Source organism: Pseudomonas sp. CFBP 13727 (assembly GCF_014841915.1).
GTDB lineage: Bacteria > Pseudomonadota > Gammaproteobacteria > Pseudomonadales > Pseudomonadaceae > Aquipseudomonas > Aquipseudomonas baltica.
This window is the reverse complement of sequence record NZ_JACYUT010000001.1, coordinates 976965-993717: the sequence shown is the minus strand read 5'-3', so window position 1 is coordinate 993717 and position 16753 is coordinate 976965. Positions and strand designations below refer to the sequence as shown.

Genomic DNA, 16753 nt, shown 5'->3' with positions numbered 1-16753 from the left:
TTTTGGAGATGCAAGCGTGAGCACATTGACCGTTCAATCCGTTGTCTACCAAATCGACGGGCAGGCGTACGAAAGCCGCCTGGTTTACGACACCGATATCGTGTCGCCACGTCCGGGCCTGGTGATGGCGCCGAACTGGATGGGCGTCAGCGAAGGTGCCGAACGCATTGCCCAGTCGGTGGCCGCCAAGGGCTATGTGGTGTTGCTGGTCGACTTGTATGGTCAGGGCGTGCACCCGGGCAACAACGATGAAGCGGCGGCTGCCATGATGCCGCTGAAGAACGACCGTGCCTTGCTGCGCAAGCGCATGCAGGTTGCGCTGCAGCAACTGCACGAGCAGACGCATGCCGCTGTCGATCCGGCGCAATCGGCGGCCTTCGGTTTCTGCTTCGGCGGGTGCTGTGCGCTGGAGCTGGCACGTACCGGCGCGGCGCTCAAGGCAACCGTCTCGTTCCATGGCACGCTCGACACGCCCAACCCGGCCGATGCCCATGACATCAAGGGTTCGGTCCTGGTGCTGCACGGCGACGCCGATCCCCTGGTGCCTGCCGAACAGCTGCCGGCCTTCCGCTCCGAGATGAACTCGGCGGGTGTGGATTGGCAGTTGACCAGCTACGGCGGAGCCTACCATTCGTTCACCGACACCGAGGCCAACAACCCGGGTGTGCAGATGTACGATGCCAAGGTCTCGGCTCGCGCCTTTCAGGCCATGCACAACCTGCTCGAGGAAGTGTTTCAGGCCTGATTCGCAGGCCCATGGGGGCGGTACGTGGCCGCGAAGGGGGGCGAACCGCCACCCAGGTGTCTGGCTGCTAAGCCTCGGCCAGGTACGTCTCGATATCGATCACTGCACTGGTCATCAGCTTGTGCACCGGGCAGTGGTCGGCCACTCGGTCCAGGTCATGACGCTGCGCTTCCGTCAGGTTGCCGAGCAAGGTGAGCTTGACCTGCAGGCGGTATTTGCCGGTGGGCTCCTCGCTCGCATCACGTTTGACCTCCACATTCACACCCGTGAGCGGGATGTTCTTGCGCTGGGCATAGAGCTTCAGGGTCAGGGCCTTGCAGGCACCCAGTGCGGCGTCGAAATAGTCATGGGGAGAGGGCGCCGAACCTGCCCCACCCAGGGCTTCCGGCAAGTCGGTGTGAAAAGAGTGGCGGCCATCGATGTCGATGCTGTGGCGAAATCCGTCGCCAGGTTCGGTAGTCACGGTGATAGCCATGGAAATCCCTTCGTTGGTGTGCTCGAGTCACACTGTATAGAGGGTTGCGCCATCCGGGGGGTTCAACCGCAGTCAATCGACCGATTTCAGGCAAAAAAAACGGCGCCCGCAGGCGCCGTCCTTCAGTAGGGCTGCTAGCCTTACTGACCCTGCCAACGCTTGAGTACCAGCGTGGCATTGGTACCGCCGAAGCCGAAGCTGTTGCTCATCACGGTATTGATTTCGACGTTTTCCTGGGTGACGGTCTGCACTGGCAGATCGGCCACGGCAGGGTCCAGTTCGTCGATATTGGCTGACCCGGCAATGAAGTTGCCTTCCATCATCAGCATGCAGTAGATGGCTTCGTGCACGCCAGCGGCGCCCAGCGAGTGCCCGGACAGGCTCTTGGTCGAGCTGATGGCCGGATACTTGCCGGCGAAGACTTCCCGCACACCCTTCATCTCGGCCACGTCGCCCACCGGTGTGGAGGTGCCGTGAGTGTTCAGGTAGTCGATCGGGGTATCGACGGTGGACAGCGCCTGCTGCATGCAACGGATGGCGCCTTCGCCGCTTGGCGCGACCATGTCGTAGCCATCCGAGGTGGCACCGTAGCCAACGATCTCGGCATAGATGTGGGCACCACGGGCCAGAGCGTGTTCCAGCTCCTCGACCACTACCATGCCGCCGCCGCCGGCGATGACGAAGCCATCGCGGTCGCTGTCGTAGGCACGCGACGCTTTTTCAGGCGTGTCGTTGCGCTTGCTGGAAAGGGCACCCATGGCGTCGAACAGGAACGACTGGCTCCAGTGTTCCTCTTCGCCGCCGCCGGCGAACACCACGTCCTGCTTGCCCATCTGGATCTGCTCCATGGCCGTACCGATGCAGTGCGCGCTGGTGGCACACGCCGAGGCGATGGAGTAGTTCAGGCCCTTGATCTTGAAAGGGGTGGCCAGGCAGGCCGAGACGGTGCTGCTCATGGTTCGGGTGACCCGGTACGGACCGACGCGCTTGACGCCTTTCTCGCGCAGGATGTCCAGCGCTTCCATCTGGTTCAAGGTAGAGGCGCCGCCCGAACCGGCGATCAGGCCGGTACGCGGGTTGGAAACCTGCTCGTCGGTGAGGCCGGAATCCTTGATGGCATCCTGCATTGCAAGGTACGCGTAGGCGGCGGCATGGCCGACGAAGCGGTACACCTTGCGGTCGATCAGCTCTTCCAGGTTGAGGTCGATGGAACCGGAAACCTGGCTACGCAGACCCATTTCGGCATATTCCGGGTTGAAGCGGATGCCAGGGCGGCTTGCACGCAGGTTTGCGGAGACGGTGTCTTTGTCATTGCCCAGGCACGAAACGATGCCCAGACCAGTGATAACAACGCGGCGCATGCGGATAACCCTTAGAAATTTTCGGTGGATGTAAAGACGCCGACCCGAAGGCCGTCGGCGGTGTAGATCTCGCGGCCGTCGACGCTGACCGAGCCATCGGCGATGGCCATGTTCAGCTTGCCCTTGAGCACGCGCTTGATATGAATGTTGTACGTGACCTTCTTGGCCGTCGGCAGCACCTGGCCGAAGAACTTCACTTCACCCGAACCCAGCGCACGGCCACGGCCCGGCAGGTCCTGCCAGCCGAGGAAGAAACCCACCAGCTGCCACATGGCATCCAGGCCGAGGCAGCCCGGCATCACCGGATCGCCCTCGAAGTGGCAAGCGAAGAACCACAGGTCCGGATTGATATCCAGCTCGGCGACCAATTCACCCTTGCCGTACTTGCCACCTTCGGCGCTGATATGGGTGATGCGGTCCACCATCAGCATATTCGGGGCGGGCAGTTGCGCGTTACCTGGGCCGAACAGCTCGCCACGACTGCAGCGCAGCAGATCTTCCCGAGTAAAGGCGTTTTGTTTGGTCATGCGAGCTCCTCAATAGTCCCTGGTGGCAGGGGGCAGATCTTCCCGACCGACCAGAAGAATCAACGCCTGGGTCGGCAGCCTACACATAGACTATTGCGTTGTAGTGAAAGTCACAGCGCAAGCGATACGGAAGTACACTTGTTCACTGAAATTATAATGCCAGACAGCAGGCTTTGTCCGAATGGATGTACAAGACTGCCGCACTTTAGCATTTCTTGCCAGCAACGGGCGCTGTCACGAGGACATCCGGCATCCCTTCCACGGCGCTGGTTCAGCTCGTCCAGCGCAGCAGAACCTGTTGCAGATCTGCCCGTTTGAACGGTTTCGCCAGGTAATCGTTCATTCCGGCATCCAGGCAGGTGGCGCGGTCGCCCAGCAGCGCGTTGGCGGTCAGGGCGATGATCGGCAGCTCTGCGCGGCCAGCAATCTGGCGAATCTGCCGCGACGCCTCGTAGCCGTCGAGGACCGGCAGGCGACAGTCCATCAGCACCGCCGAATAGAGGTGCGCACGCACCTGGCTGACCGCTGCTGCGCCGTCGCTGACGACATCGACGGCGTAGCCCAGGCTGCGCAGCATGGCTTCGATCACGGTCTGGTTGACCGCGTTGTCTTCCACCAGCAAGACACTGTGGCCGACGCCGTCGTCGTTGCCGGACAGGTTGGGCACCGCTGCCGGGCGGGCCAGGCTCTGCTGGCTCAGCGCCAGCGGCATTTCCAGGGTGAACAGCGAGCCGTGCCTTTCCTTGCTTTGCGCACGCAGCGTGCCCCCCATGCGTTCGGCCAGCGTACGCGCGATCGGCAGCCCCAGGCCGGTGCCGCCGTAACGGCGCGAAATCGAACTGTCGGCCTGGGCGAACGCGTCGAACATGCTTTCCAGTCGATCTTCGCCGATGCCGATGCCAGTATCGCGCACGGTGCAGGTCAGCCAGATCAATTGATGATCCAGGACCTGCCAGCGCACACCGATGTCCACACCGCCCTCATCGGTGAATTTCAGCGCATTGCCGATCAGATTGACCAGGATCTGCCGGATGCGCGTCGGATCGCCCTCGACCTGCAACCCCTCGATGCCCTCGGCCAGCGTCAATTCCAGCGCCAGCTTGCGTTGCCTGGCGGTGTGCTGGAAGGCCTGCACGCAACTGGTGATCAGCTCGTGCAGGCCGAAACCGATGTGCTCCAGCTCCATCGCCGCCCGCTCGATGCGGGAAAAATCCAGAATGTCGTTGATGACCTTGAGCAGGTGTTCGGTGGACTCGGTGGCCACCTGAGCGTAATCGCGCTGTTCATGGCTCAGCACGGTGGTTTCGAGCAGCTGCAGCATGCCCAGCACGCCATTCATGGGGGTGCGCAGCTCGTGGCTCATCATCGCCAGGAAATCCGACTTGGCGCTGTTGGCGCGCTCGGCCTCCTCGCGGGTCTGGATCAGTTGCTGCATGGCCTGATGCTGTTCGTGGCTGGCCTTGGCCAGGGCGCTGGCAAGGTTGTTGATATGCCCGGCCAGATGCCCCAGCTCGCTGTCGTCGACGATGGGCAGCGGCCGGTCGAACTCGCCCTGGCCTATGGCCTTGACTACGCGGCTCATTTCACTGATGGGCTGGGCCAGGCTGCGCGCCAGCCGCCGGGCCAGCAGATAGGTGAACAACAGTGCAAACAAAGCCAGCACGCCGGCCTTGAGGACGATTTCCTGCTGGCGCTCGCTGAAGGCGTCGTCGGACATGCCGACGATCACCCGGCCCAGGTAATCGCCGCTGCTGGCACTGCCCATGTGCTGCTGCACCTGAGCCTGATGGTCTTCCAGGAAGGCCCCACGGATCTGGATCGGTGCCTGGAACACTTCGACATGGGCCGACCGGTGCTCGTTTCTGACTCGCTGTTCGACATAGGCCAGGCGCCGGTCGGTCTGGTCCTGAATCTCCAGGAAACGTACGTGAGGGGTAGCCAGGGTTGCGCCGAGCAGCCCTTCGAGTACCGCGGCATTGTCGGTGACCACGCCGTATTCCGCGGCGGGGGCGAGTTGGTTGGCGATCAACTGGCCGGTGTGATTGAGTTCCTGGCGCAGGTCCTGCAAACGCACGAAGGTGAAGAAACCGATCAGTAGCAGGGTCAACAGCAGGGCCGGCCCGACGCTGATGATCTGGGTGCGTGTATGAATGTCGCGGTTCAGGCGCAACTTCATGTCGGGGCGCAGGGCAATGGGAAAGTGGCGGACACGACAGGGCCTGAATCGAGTTGAACAGTCAGGCATGTTAACCGGTCAGAGCGACAATTCCAGTCGTATTGTTACCGGGGCGCAGGCCGGGACTGGTCGTGTCGAGGTGGCTCCGTATAATGCCCCTCATCGCCCTCAACTCGACCAAATGGATGGGATATGACTCAAGAGCAGCCGATAGCCGTGCTGGGAGGAGGTAGTTTCGGCACCGCCGTGGCCAACCTGCTGGCCGAGAACGGCCATTCGGTCCGTCAGTGGATGCGCGACCCGGAGCAGGCCGAGTCGATTCGCCTGAACCGGGAAAATCCGCGCTACCTCAAAGGCATCAAGATCCTGCCGGGGGTGATCCCGGTCACCGACCTGCCCGCGACCATCGCCGGCAGTGCGCTGATCTTCGTCGCGCTGCCCTCGAGCGCCTTGCGCAGCGTGCTGGCCCAGCATGCCGATCAGCTGAGCGGCAAGATGCTGGTCAGCCTGACCAAGGGCATCGAGGCGCAGACCTTCAAGCTGATGAGCGAGATTCTCGAAGAGGTTGCGCCAGACGCGCGTATCGGCGTGTTGTCCGGCCCCAACCTGGCTCGCGAGATCGCCGAACATGCCCTGACCGCCACGGTGGTGGCGAGCGCCGACGAAGCCCTCTGCGAGCGCGTTCAGGCCGTGCTGCATGGGCGTACGTTCCGCGTCTATGCCAGCAGCGACCGCTTCGGCGTCGAGTTGGGCGGCGCGCTGAAGAACGTCTATGCGATCATCGCCGGCATGGCCGTGGCATTGGGCATGGGCGAGAACACCAAAAGCATGCTGATTACCCGTGCCCTGGCCGAGATGACGCGTTTTGCCGTCAGCCAGGGCGCCAACCCCATGACCTTTCTCGGTCTGGCCGGTGTGGGCGACCTGATCGTGACCTGCTCGTCGCCCAAGAGCCGCAACTATCAGGTAGGGTTTGCCCTGGGCGAAGGCCTGAGCCTGGAGGACGCCGTGTCGCGCCTGGGCGAGGTGGCCGAAGGGGTCAACACGCTCAAGGTGCTCAAGGCCAAGGCTCAGGAGCTTCAGGTGTACATGCCGCTGGTGGCGGGCTTGCACGCAATCCTGTTCGAAGGGCGTACGCTGAACCAGGTGATCGAGCTGCTGATGCGGGCCGAACCCAAGACCGATGTCGATTTCATTTCCACCAGTGGCTTCAACTGAGGAACACGTCATGAACCGTCCTTTCAACGACCCGGGCCGCGAGGCCATCCTTTTGCGCGTGCTCTGGATGCTGGTGTTCGTGCTGGTCTGGCAGGTTGCCCAGTTCCTGCTCGGCGCGCTGGTGCTGGTGCAACTCATCCATCGCCTGGTCCAGGGCGCGCCGAACGCTGCCATGATGGCCTTCGGCGACAGCCTGAGCCGCTACCTGGCCCAGATCGGTCGCTTCGGCAGCTTTCACACCGAGCAGAAACCCTGGCCGTTTTCCGATTGGCCACAGGCGCGTCCTGCCGACGGCGAAGCAGCCTATGACGCAGGCGCGGCTCGTCCCGTGGCCGACGAGCCCAAGCCATGAAGCTCTGGGTACTGCGCCACGGCGAAGCCGTCAGCCATGCCCGCAGCGATGCCGAGCGGGCCTTGACCTCGGTGGGCGAACGACAGGTGCTGGCCAGCGCGGCGCGCCTGCACGATCAACCTCTGGATGCCATTCTCGCCAGCCCGTATGTACGCGCGCAGCAGACCGCCGCTCTGGTCCACGGCGTGCTGCACGGCGCCCCGGCGGTGCAGACCGTGCCGTGGCTGACGCCTGAAAGCGATCCGCTGGAGGTGGCCGGGCACTTGCAGGCGCTGGGTCTGGAGAACGTGCTGCTGGTCAGCCACCAGCCGCTGGTGGGCAATCTGCTGAGCCTGCTCGTCCACGGCAACTTGCGCGAGCCGGAACCCATGCAGACCGCCAGCCTGGCCGAGCTGCACGGCGACTGGCCCCTGGCCGGGCTGATGTCCCTGTACGCCGTTCACCATCCCTAACCTGTCAGGAATCCTCCCATGAGCCTGTGGCGCACCGAACCGGATCTCGAACGCTTGAATGCGGCGCAGAAAAATACCATCGGCGAGTTGCTGGATATCCGCTTCGAAAGCTTCGATGCGCACTCCCTGACTGCCAGCATGGCCGTTGATGCCCGGACCCACCAGCCGTTCGGTCTGCTGCACGGTGGCGCCTCGGTGGTGCTGGCAGAAAGCCTGGGCTCCATGGCCAGTTTTCTGTGCATCGACACCGAGCGTTTCTACTGTGTGGGCCTTGAGGTGAACGCCAACCATCTGCGCGGGTTGCGCAGCGGCCGAGTGACGGGCGTGGCCCGTGCGGTGCACATTGGCCGCAGCACTCACGTCTGGGACATTCGCCTGCAGGGCGACGACGGCAAAGCCAGCTGCATTTCGCGCCTGACAGTGGCCGTGGTGCCGCTGGGGCAGAACCCGCCGGCCCGCTGAGTCATGACTGCGCCGGTCCGCGAAATCCGCCTGTCGCTGCCTCATATCGAGCTGGCCGCCCAGGTCTACGGACCCGAAGACGGCAGGCCGGTGCTGGCGCTGCACGGCTGGCTGGACAACGCCAACAGCTTTGCCCGCCTGGCGCCGAGGCTGGCCGGGCTGCGCATCGTCGCCCTCGACCTGGCCGGGCATGGACACTCCGGGCATCGTCCGGTCGGCGCCGGTTATGCCCTGTGGGATTACGCCCACGATGTGCTGCAGGCGGCCGACCAGCTGGGATGGCAGCGCTTTTCCCTGCTGGGGCACTCGCTGGGCGGGATCGTCGCCACCTTGCTGGCGAGTGCCTTGCCCGAGCGAATAGAGCGCCTGGCGCTGATTGACGGCGTGGTACCGCCGCTGGGCGCTGCCGAGGAGGGGCCACAGCGCCTGGGCGAAGCCCTGCATGCGCAGCAGGCGTTGGGTCATAAGCGCAAATCAGTGTATGCCGACATCAATCGGGCCGTGCTTGCGCGCATGCAGGGTCGTATCGCCGTCAGCCACGAGGCTGCCGAATTATTGGCGTCGCGAGGGCTTGAAAGGGTGGCAGGTGGATTCAACTGGCGTAGCGACAGCCGTCTGACGCTGCCATCGCCGGTGCGCTTGAGCGAAGAACAGGCACTGGCGTACGTGCAGGCGATTCGTTGCCCGAGCCTGTTGATCCTCGCCGAGCAGGGCCTGCTGGTGAAAAATACTGCGCTGCTGGCCCGATTGGGGCTCCCCCTGCAGGCGCTGCCCGGAGGCCATCACCTGCACCTGAATGACGACACCGGGGCCAGGCTTGTCGCAGACTGTTTCAATCGCTTTTTTGCGATACCTTGACTTGCAGCAGGCAACTGCCGAGGCTTGTCAGGTTGAAACAGGAGAAGACCTTGATGGAACTCGCTGCTACGCTCGTTTACAGCCCTGCGGGCCACCACGCCGTGCTGCCCTCATGAATGCCTCGAAGCGGCTGCTACCGGTACTCGCCGCTCTGCTGGGCAGCGCCGTCCTGAGCACCTCGGCCATGGCCGCCGAGCTGCCCGCGCCGCCGGACGCCAAGGTCGTCGACCAACGTCCTGCGGTCGACAAGGAGCGCATCTATCCGCTGGGGTCGCTGCGCAAGATCAGCGGCAAGCTGCGCATGGACGGCCAGGTCAACGCCAGAGGCCAGGTCAGCGCCAGCACGTATGAACTTCCCGAAACCCAGACCGCGCGACAAGCCTTCAACGATGCCCGCGAGGCGCTGCAGCAGGGGGGCGCGCACACGCTGTACTGGTGTCAGGCGCGCGACTGCGGTGAAAGCAGCCTGTGGGTCAACGATGTCTTCGACGGCGCGCGGCTGTCGGGGGCCGACGATCAGCAGGCGTTCGTGCTGCTGCGCCAGGCCGCTCCGGACGACAACACCCTCACAGCCATCTATGCCATTACCCGTGGCAACCGTCGCGCCTATCTGCACGTCGAAAACTTCGTTGCCGATGCGCCACTGGGCGAGTTGTTGCCCACCCCGGCCACGGTGCTGCACGAATTGCGCAGCACCGGCGATCTCGATTACCCGGCCATGGGCGAAACGCCCGATGACACCTGGGTGGCCTTGCTGGCCCGCAGCCTGCAACTCGACAGCTCGATTCGGGTGAGCGTATCCGGTGTATCGAACGCTGCGGCCGCTGCATGGCGCGATGCGCTGGTCGCCAAGGGTGTGCGCGCGGCTCGCTTGGAAACCGGTACCGAAAGCGTCAAGGGGCTGCATCTGGAAATCATTCGTTGAGCCTGCGTCGCCTTTGGAGCATTGATGCCGAGTAACGATCGCCTGCTGGTACAGATTGTCTTGCTGGCACTGCTTGGCGCCTGCCTATGGGTACTGGCGCCGTTTTGTTCAGCCCTGCTGTGGGGTGCGATCCTGGCCTACGCCAGTTGGCCGCTGATGCGGCTGCTGACCCGCTGGCTCAATGGCCGCGAGTCGCTGGCAGCCGGTATTCTCACCGGCTGCTGGATGCTGCTGGTGGTCTTGCCGCTGGTCTGGTTGGGCTTCAACCTGGCCGATCACGTGCGCGATGCGACGGCGTTCATTCGCGACGTGCAGGTCGACGGGCTGCCCGATGCGCCTGGCTGGCTGGCCGGCATTCCTCTGGTCGGTACGAGCCTGGTCGGTATCTGGGACACCCTCGACGAGCAGGGCGCGGCGTTCCTGGCCAGCGTAAGGCCGTACCTGGGGCAAGTCGGCAATTTCCTGCTGGCGCGCAGCGCGCAGATCGGCGGCGGGATCCTCGAACTCACGCTGAGCCTGGTCTTCGTGTTCTTCTTCTATCGCGACGGGCCGCGCATGGCAGCCTTCGTGCTCCGGCTGCTGGAACGTCTGATCGGAGAGCGTGCCGGGTACTACATCGATCTGGTGGCGGGTACGGTGCAGCGGGTGGTCAACGGGGTCATCGGTACCGCCGCCGCCCAGGCGATCCTGGCATTGATCGGCTTCCTGATCGCCGGCGTGCCTGGGGCATTGGTCCTCGGCATCGTCACCTTCCTGCTCAGCCTGATTCCCATGGGGCCGCCGCTGGCGTGGATTCCGGCCACCGCCTGGCTGGTGTGGCAGGGCGACTATGGCTACGCGATATTCCTCGGTATCTGGGGCACCTTCGTCATCAGTGGCGTGGACAACGTGCTCAAGCCCTACCTGATCAGCCGCGGCGGCAACTTGCCGTTGGTGATCGTGCTGCTGGGAGTGTTCGGCGGGCTGCTGGCTTTCGGCTTCATCGGCCTGTTCATAGGTCCGACCCTGCTGGCAGTGGCCTACAGCCTGCTGCACGACTGGACCCATACCGAACACAAGCCACTCTAGACGCTTTGCAGGAGCGGCCCGTGGCCGCGAAAAGAGCGGCGCGGTGTGTCAGATAAGCAGGGTTGGCCCTTTCGCGGCCGATGACCGCTCCTACGCGGATTTCGCAACCCTTGTAGGAGCGGCTCGTGGCCGCGAAAAGAGCGGCGCGGTGTGTCAGGCAGACCATGCCGCTGCATTCGCGGGCAGAGCCCGCTCCCACAAGGTGCCTGCAGTTCATAGGCTTCCCACAAGGTGACGAGCGCATGGCGGGGATTACTTGGGGTACAGCGGCGGTAACCCGGCGTTTTCCGCGGAGGGCTCGAGGGGCGGGTCGGTGCGCAGGAGGCTGCCGATGGCGCGCCACAGCTCTTCGCCTTGCCAGTATTGGCCGCTTTCGCTGTAGAGCGCGCCATTGAGCCCATCCAGAGCGTCGGACAAAGGCACGAAGCGCGCCGTCATGTCGGCCAGCGTCTCCGGCTGCTGCCGGGCCCAGGCATCCAAAGCCTGGCGGGTGGCCTGGGGGTCGTTGGCCTGGCAGGCGCGCTTGAGGTCATCGAGCAAAGTGCGCGGGCTTGGTCCGCTTTGGGCCGCGCGCAGGACCGCCGGCTGCCCACGGGCCCGCCACCACAGGGCGAAGCCGATCATCGTGGTGAACGCCAGCATGACGCTGACCAGCTTCCACGGCCAGGCCACGTCCGGCTCGGCATCACGGTTACCGACCGGCGCATCGACCATCAGCCCGGCGTTGCCGGCAACCTCCAGACTGCGCGCCGGCAGACCGGTACGCTCCAGATGGTCCTCATGGGTGTTCCACCAGACCATCTCGACGCTCGGCAACTGCAGGGTGCCACTGCGCGCCGGCACCAGCGCCTCGCGTTCCTGGCGGCTGCCGATCAAACCTCGTTCACCGATCTGGTTGTTCAACTGGGGCTGATCCGGGTAGCGTCGCAAGCCTTCCACTTCGGTACCGGGCAACGCCGGCAGTTGCGCACTGGACAGCCCCTCGGCCTTTACCTCCAGTGTGCGAGTCAGAGAATCACCAACCTGGCTGCTCGGCGGGTCGGGGTTCCAGCTTTCACTCAGGCTCAGGCTGCGTGCCGGCAACCACGGCGTGTCGGCGGGGTAGGCCGCTGGGACGCCCTTGACCGTCAGGGCCATCTGCGCGGACGTCACCTTCATCAGCTTGCCGGGCCGCGGCGTGCTGTTGGCGCTGTCGCCAGCTGCGGGTGGCTCGACGGTGGTGGCGGTGAATGCCAGGGCGGGAATAATCAATTCGCCACTGCGTTGCGGATAGATTGCATAACGCATCTCGATGACCCCGTGGCGGACGCCGTCGATGATCTTCTCGAAGGTGCGTGATCCGCCCAGCGGCTCGATGCGCGCCTCGGCCAGTTGCAGAGGCGTGAGGCTGCTGTCGTCGTACAGGGGCACCGAGTGATAGATGCGCAAGGTCAATACTGCCTGGGCCTGCACATAGACACTGTCTTCATCCAAGCTGGCGTCGATGAACACCGGGGCCATGTTCGCGCGCAACGGCGGGTCGCTGTGCAGCACCTGCAGGACGATCGGCTGGCTGCGCAGTTCGCCCAGTTGCAGCGCAGCGATGGTAACGCTGCCGGTCTGTCGCGGGAGCAGGGTGATAATCCAGCGGGTGGTGGCCTGGCGGTCGCCGTCCAGGCTGGTCAGGCGATTGACCTGGCGCGTGTCGCGCACATCGAACGAGCCTTCGAGTGGCGTCAGGTCGGGCTTGCCGAACTGCGTGACGTCGTTGGTTTCCAGGGTCAGCTCGACCGTTTCCCCCGAATTGAGACGCGAGCGATCGACGCTGGCCACCAACGTGGCGGCATGCGCGCATTGGCCAAGCACGGCCAGGGTTGCACTGATGCAGAGGGCGCTGAAGCGACTCATCGAATCTTGTCCTGATGTTGTTGCTGTTCGTACCAGAATTTGCGCCGCAACAGCTCGGCCGGGTCGTCCGGGATCTGTCGCAGCCACTGCTCCAGGGCTTGACGCTGTTCGGCATCCAGGGTGGCCTGGGTTGGTCGTGACGGTGGCCGGGTCGTGGATTCGTCGCTCGGTGGCTGCGCCGGTGCCGAGGATTGTGCCTGATTCTGTTCTCCCCCCGCCTGACCCGAGGGGTTTTCCCGGCTGCTCTGCGCGTCGTTGTTGCCTGGGGAAGCGTCGGCCGCCGCGGACGCGTTCGGATCCTCGGCGTCCGGCGCCGTGGCACCTGGTGCGCGGGGCTGGGCGGGCCGTTCTGCGGAAGCGGCGGGAGCTTCGGCCGGGGCCTGGCGCAGAAGCTGTTCCACCAGCGTGCGGTTGTCCAGTGCCGGCTGCAGGTCCGGCTGGCGCTCCAGCGCCTGCTCATAGGCATCGAGGGCAGCTTCCAGTTCGCCGCTGCGCGCCAGGGCGTTGCCGCGGTTGTAGTGGTCGCGGGCGCTGTCGCCCTGGGCGAACCGCTCGGCGGCCGCTTCGTAGTCGCCCGCTTCGTACAGCGCCATGCCTTGCCACTGCGCATCGGCGAAGCGCCGCGCGGCCTGGGCCGGACGCTGCTGTTCGAGCAGGGCCTGGCCTTGCTGATCGCGGCGCAGCCAAAGGTCCTGAACATCGAAGGCATAACCTGGCTGCGGCACGATCAGCAGGCATAACGGCAAACAGAACAGCCAGCCGCGGCGGCCAGCCAGCGCCGCCAGCAACAGCAGAGGCAGCAACAGCCAATGACCTTGATCGGCCCAGCTGTCCAACTGCTGCGTCGTGCCGTTGCCGCGCAACAGCGTGGGGCGATCGAGCAAGCCAAGGTTGCGCAGGTCCAGATCATCCAGACGCGCTTGTCGGTACAGGCCGCCGACATCGGCAGCGAAGCTGCGCAGGCCGACACTGTCCAGGCGCGGCAAGCGAATCGCGCCTTGCTCGTCCTTGAGAAACTCACCGTCTTCCTGCTTCACTGGCGCCCCGTCACGGGTGCCGATACCCAGGATCAACAACTGTGGCGAGTGATTGTCCAGCCGCTGGGAAATCCCGCGACGTTCCGCTTCGGACAGCTGCGATGCCAGCAGCAGGATGCGGCCCTGACCCTGTTCGGCCTGGTCGAGCAGTTCCAGTGCGCGCTGCACGCCGAGGTCGGCGCGCTGGCCTTCGACTGGCATGATCGAGGGCTTGATCGCCTCCAGCAGGTTGCGACTGGTTCCCAGGTCGTCGGACAGCGGCACCAGCACGTGCGCGCTGCCGGCGTAGACGATAATGGCCGTCTGCGCATCGCGGCGTGCGTCGAGCAGGTCCAGCAGCTTGCGCCGCGCCTGCTCCAGGCGATTGGGTGCGACATCGGTGGCCAGCATCTCCGGGCTCAGGGCGAGCACCACCACCAACGGGTCGACGACGGTCCTGCCCGGCTGTTCGATACGCTGCCAGCTGGGTCCGAGCAGGGCCACCGCGGTCAACAGCCAGGCCAGGCCCAGTACTATCCAGGGCGCCTTGCTCTGCCGACCGCTGCCACCGTCCAGCAGGACTCCGTGAAAGTGGCGGGGCAGCAGCAATTGCCAGCGCCCCGCGCGTTTCTGCCGGTGCCACAATTGCCACAGCAGCCAGACCAAAGCTGGCCAGGCCAGCAGCCACCAGGGGCGGAACCAATGCGGCCATGCGTCGATCATTTGCGCCTCCGCAATTGCAGCCGCTGCAGGCGCTCGCGCCACTGCGGAGCTGTCGGCAGAAAGCGACGCTTGCGCAGGAACAGCTGCAGCGGGTTGTTCGGCCAGTTCTGGCGCACGACCAGCAACACACTGAGCAGCAATGCCGCGCTCAGCGGCCAGCTATACAGCGCTTGCGCCGGTCGCGCCTGGGTGGGCTTCTGGTCGACCGGTTCGAGGGTGTCGAGGCTGGCGCCGATGGCTTGCAGCTGGTCGCCGTCGCGAGCACGGAAGTACTGGCCGCCGGTGATCTGCGCGATCTCGCGCAACGAGGGCTCGTCCAGGTCCAGGCTGGGATTGAGGCCGAGCATGCTTAGCGCGCCATCGGCACTGGGGTCGGCACCGATGCCGATGGTATGGATGCGCACATGCTCCTGGGCCGCCAGGCGCGCGGCAGTGATGGGATGGATCTGACCACCGTTGTTGGCGCCATCGGTGACCAGAATGAGCACCCGGCTTTGCGCCGGGCGCAGGCGCAGACGTTTGAGCGCCAGGCCGATGGCATCGCCGATGGCGGTATTCTTCCCGGCAATGCCGATGCGTGCTTCGTCGAGCCAGGTACGCACGGTGCGTCGATCGAAGGTCAGCGGTGCCTGCACGTAGGCCTTGCTGCCGAACAGGATCAGCCCGACCCGGTCGCCCTGGCGATGTTCGAGAAAGTCACCGAGCAGGCGCTGCACCAGCTCCAGCCGACTGATGTCTTCGTTCTGCCAACGCATGTCGGGGTAGTCCATGGATCCGGACACATCCACGGCCACCAGCAGGTCGCGCCCGCTGGCAGCGATGGGCAGGGGGTCGCCCAGCCACTGCGGACGCGCCGCCGCGATCAGCAGCAGCAGCCACAGCAGCACGTACGGCGCCTGTTGCTGCCAGGTCGGCAGGCTGATGCGTGCCCGGCGCCCGGCCAGCCCCTCGAGTTCATCGAGGAAGCTGACCTTGAGCGCCGCCTCGCCGCTATCGGCGGCCGGCAGCAGCACGCGCAGCAGCCACGGCAGCGGCAGCAGGGCGAAGACCCACAGCCAGGCGAACTCAAACATGCTTGCGTATCCAGGTTTCGACCGACTGCTGCAGGCCGGCGATGGCCTTGTCGTCCAGCTTGCACTCAGGCTTGTAGACCCCCTCGACCAGTACCATCCAGCGCGTCAGACCGGCAGCCGGGCAGCGGTTGTCGAGGAAGGCCAGCCACTGGCGGCCATTGAGCACATGGCTGTTGGCGTTCGGGTAGTGGTTGCGGCACAGGCGCTTGAGCAGGCCGTTGATCTGCTGCAGCCAGGCTCCGGCAGGGGCGCCATCGTAGGGTCTGGGCAAGCGCGCCAGCTCTTCCAGCGCGCCTTGGCGCACCGGATCCAGGGGTTGCTCGACGGTGGCCGGCATCACGGCCTTGCGCCGCCAGCGGTGACGCCAGTGCCAGGCAGCCCAGCCCAAGGTCGGCAGCAGCACGACCAGCAGCCACCAGCCAGGCGCCGGTGGCCACAGGCCGATAGGCGGCGGCGCGATCAACGGCTGCAACTGCTCCAGGGTACTCATTTGAGTTTGCCCGGCCGCTGCGGGTTGAGGTACTCGCGCAGCTGCTCGATCATCTCGCTCTGCGTGCTCAGGGGCATCAACAGTACACGCAGTTTTTGCCCCAGACGTTCCCATCGGGCGATGCGCGCCTCGCTCAACGCGCGGTAGGCCAGGCGCATCTCCGGGTTCAGTGTATCGATTTCCATCTGCCTGCCGCGCTGGGCGAAACGCAACAGCCCGGCGGCCGGCAGCGCATGATCGAGCGGGTCGGAAACCGGCAGCAACAGCAGGTCGCAGTGGCGCGACAGCAGGCTGAGCTGCTGCTCGGCGCCATCGGTCAGCGCGCGCTCATCACAGATGACGATGGCCAGGCTGCCGGGGCGCAACACTTCGCGCGCCCGACGCAGGGCCATGCCCAGCGCGTCCTTTTCCGGCAGCGCTTCGGTGTGCAGCGACTGGTTCACCCGCACCAGGCGGTTGAGCAACTGCAGCAGGCTTTGCTTGCTGCGTCGGGGCTTGATCTCGTAGTGCTCGCCGTCGCCGAATACCAGCCCGCCGACTCGATCGTTGTGCCCCAGCGCGGCCCAGCCGATCAACGCCGCAGCCTGGGCAGCGAGCACCGACTTGAACATCTGGCCCGAACCGAAGAACAACCGCCGGCTCTGCTCGACGAGAATGAAGATGGGCCGCTCGCGCTCTTCGTGGAACAGCTTGGTGTGCGGTTCCTGGGTGCGCGCCGTGACCCGCCAGTCGATGCTGCGCACATCGTCACCTGCCTGATACACGCGCACCTGGTCGAAGTCCACGCCGCGGCCGCGCAGTTTGGAGTGGTGCAGGCCGATCAACGGGCTGCGCTGTGCCGGGGTGGAGAACAGCTGCACTTCGCGCACCCGATGGCGCATTTCGATCAGCTCGGCCAGGCTGATGCGAATGCCAGGCTCTGGCCGCGGCTCCTGGGTCATGGGG

17 protein-coding genes are annotated in these 16753 nt (G+C 65.0%); 8 read left to right on the top strand and 9 right to left on the bottom strand.

Annotation, left to right across the window (positions count from 1 at the left end; translation table 11 throughout):
• Positions 1-16: 16 nt before the first annotated feature.
• Entirely contained in the window at positions 17-745 is a 729-nt protein-coding gene (locus IFT76_RS04365; protein ID WP_122479133.1) for a dienelactone hydrolase family protein, read from the top strand.
• A gap of 67 nt (positions 746-812) precedes the next feature.
• Here the strand turns inward: IFT76_RS04365 and IFT76_RS04360 are convergent, their stop codons facing one another.
• The 4 genes from IFT76_RS04360 to IFT76_RS04345 form a co-directional block, all read right to left on the bottom strand.
• Positions 813-1220, bottom strand: a complete 408-nt coding sequence (locus tag IFT76_RS04360) for an OsmC family protein (protein ID WP_122479132.1) — start codon at positions 1218-1220, stop codon at positions 813-815.
• 140 nt (positions 1221-1360) lie between these two features.
• The gene (gene fabB / locus IFT76_RS04355) at positions 1361-2581 is read right to left on the bottom strand and encodes a beta-ketoacyl-ACP synthase I (protein WP_122479131.1); all 1221 of its coding nucleotides are present in this window, start codon (positions 2579-2581) and stop codon (positions 1361-1363) included.
• 11 nt (positions 2582-2592) lie between these two features.
• Positions 2593-3108 (bottom strand): 3-hydroxyacyl-[acyl-carrier-protein] dehydratase FabA, encoded by a 516-nt coding sequence (fabA, locus tag IFT76_RS04350; RefSeq protein WP_122479130.1) that lies wholly within the window; start codon positions 3106-3108, stop codon positions 2593-2595.
• 271 nt (positions 3109-3379) lie between these two features.
• Entirely contained in the window at positions 3380-5284 is a 1905-nt protein-coding gene (locus IFT76_RS04345; protein WP_192057503.1) for an ATP-binding protein, read from the bottom strand.
• A gap of 192 nt (positions 5285-5476) precedes the next feature.
• On the opposite strand from IFT76_RS04345, the gene IFT76_RS04340 reads away from it, so the two are divergent.
• The 7 genes from IFT76_RS04340 to IFT76_RS04310 all read left to right on the top strand — a co-directional run bounded on the left by IFT76_RS04340 (position 5477) and on the right by IFT76_RS04310 (position 10619).
• Complete coding sequence (locus IFT76_RS04340) at positions 5477-6502, top strand: NAD(P)H-dependent glycerol-3-phosphate dehydrogenase (RefSeq protein ID WP_122479127.1); 1026 nt, start codon at positions 5477-5479, stop codon at positions 6500-6502.
• A gap of 10 nt (positions 6503-6512) precedes the next feature.
• Entirely contained in the window at positions 6513-6854 is a 342-nt protein-coding gene (locus IFT76_RS04335; RefSeq protein WP_122479125.1) for a DUF4389 domain-containing protein, read from the top strand.
• Positions 6851-7306 carry a phosphohistidine phosphatase SixA gene (sixA, locus tag IFT76_RS04330; RefSeq protein ID WP_192057502.1) on the top strand — a complete coding sequence of 152 codons (456 nt, stop codon included), beginning with the start codon at positions 6851-6853 and terminating at the stop codon, positions 7304-7306. Before IFT76_RS04335 ends, sixA begins: the two co-directional genes overlap by 4 nt.
• Positions 7307-7324: 18 nt before the next feature.
• Positions 7325-7768, top strand: a complete 444-nt coding sequence (locus tag IFT76_RS04325) for a hotdog fold thioesterase (protein WP_122479121.1) — start codon at positions 7325-7327, stop codon at positions 7766-7768.
• Positions 7769-7771: 3 nt separating this feature from the next.
• Entirely contained in the window at positions 7772-8626 is an 855-nt protein-coding gene (locus tag IFT76_RS04320) for an alpha/beta hydrolase (protein ID WP_192057501.1), read from the top strand.
• A 112-nt stretch (positions 8627-8738) separates the two neighbouring features.
• The gene (locus IFT76_RS04315) at positions 8739-9551 is read left to right on the top strand and encodes a DUF4892 domain-containing protein (RefSeq protein WP_192057500.1); all 813 of its coding nucleotides are present in this window, start codon (positions 8739-8741) and stop codon (positions 9549-9551) included.
• A gap of 24 nt (positions 9552-9575) precedes the next feature.
• On the top strand, positions 9576-10619 hold the full coding sequence (locus IFT76_RS04310) for an AI-2E family transporter (RefSeq protein ID WP_192057499.1): 1044 nt from the start codon (positions 9576-9578) through the stop codon (positions 10617-10619).
• Between the two features lie 252 nt (positions 10620-10871).
• Here IFT76_RS04310 and IFT76_RS04305 read toward each other — a convergent pair whose 3' ends face one another.
• The 5 genes from IFT76_RS04305 to IFT76_RS04285 are packed head-to-tail and all read right to left on the bottom strand — an operon-like array spanning position 10872 to position 16749.
• Positions 10872-12506, bottom strand: a complete 1635-nt coding sequence (locus IFT76_RS04305) for a BatD family protein (protein ID WP_192057498.1) — start codon at positions 12504-12506, stop codon at positions 10872-10874.
• Positions 12503-14245: a VWA domain-containing protein gene (locus IFT76_RS04300; RefSeq protein ID WP_185793821.1), complete on the bottom strand. Its 1743-nt coding sequence runs from the start codon at positions 14243-14245 to the stop codon at positions 12503-12505. The genes IFT76_RS04305 and IFT76_RS04300 overlap by 4 nt, the downstream gene beginning before the upstream one ends.
• Positions 14242-15318, bottom strand: coding sequence for a vWA domain-containing protein (locus IFT76_RS04295; RefSeq protein WP_122713125.1), 1077 nt, complete (start codon positions 15316-15318; stop codon positions 14242-14244). Before IFT76_RS04295 ends, IFT76_RS04300 begins: the two co-directional genes overlap by 4 nt.
• Positions 15311-15808 (bottom strand): DUF4381 domain-containing protein, encoded by a 498-nt coding sequence (locus IFT76_RS04290; RefSeq protein WP_122479108.1) that lies wholly within the window; start codon positions 15806-15808, stop codon positions 15311-15313. Before IFT76_RS04290 ends, IFT76_RS04295 begins: the two co-directional genes overlap by 8 nt.
• A complete protein-coding gene (locus IFT76_RS04285) occupies positions 15805-16749 on the bottom strand; it encodes a DUF58 domain-containing protein (RefSeq protein ID WP_122479107.1) in 945 nt (314 codons plus the stop codon). Before IFT76_RS04285 ends, IFT76_RS04290 begins: the two co-directional genes overlap by 4 nt.
• Positions 16750-16753: the final 4 nt, after the last annotated feature.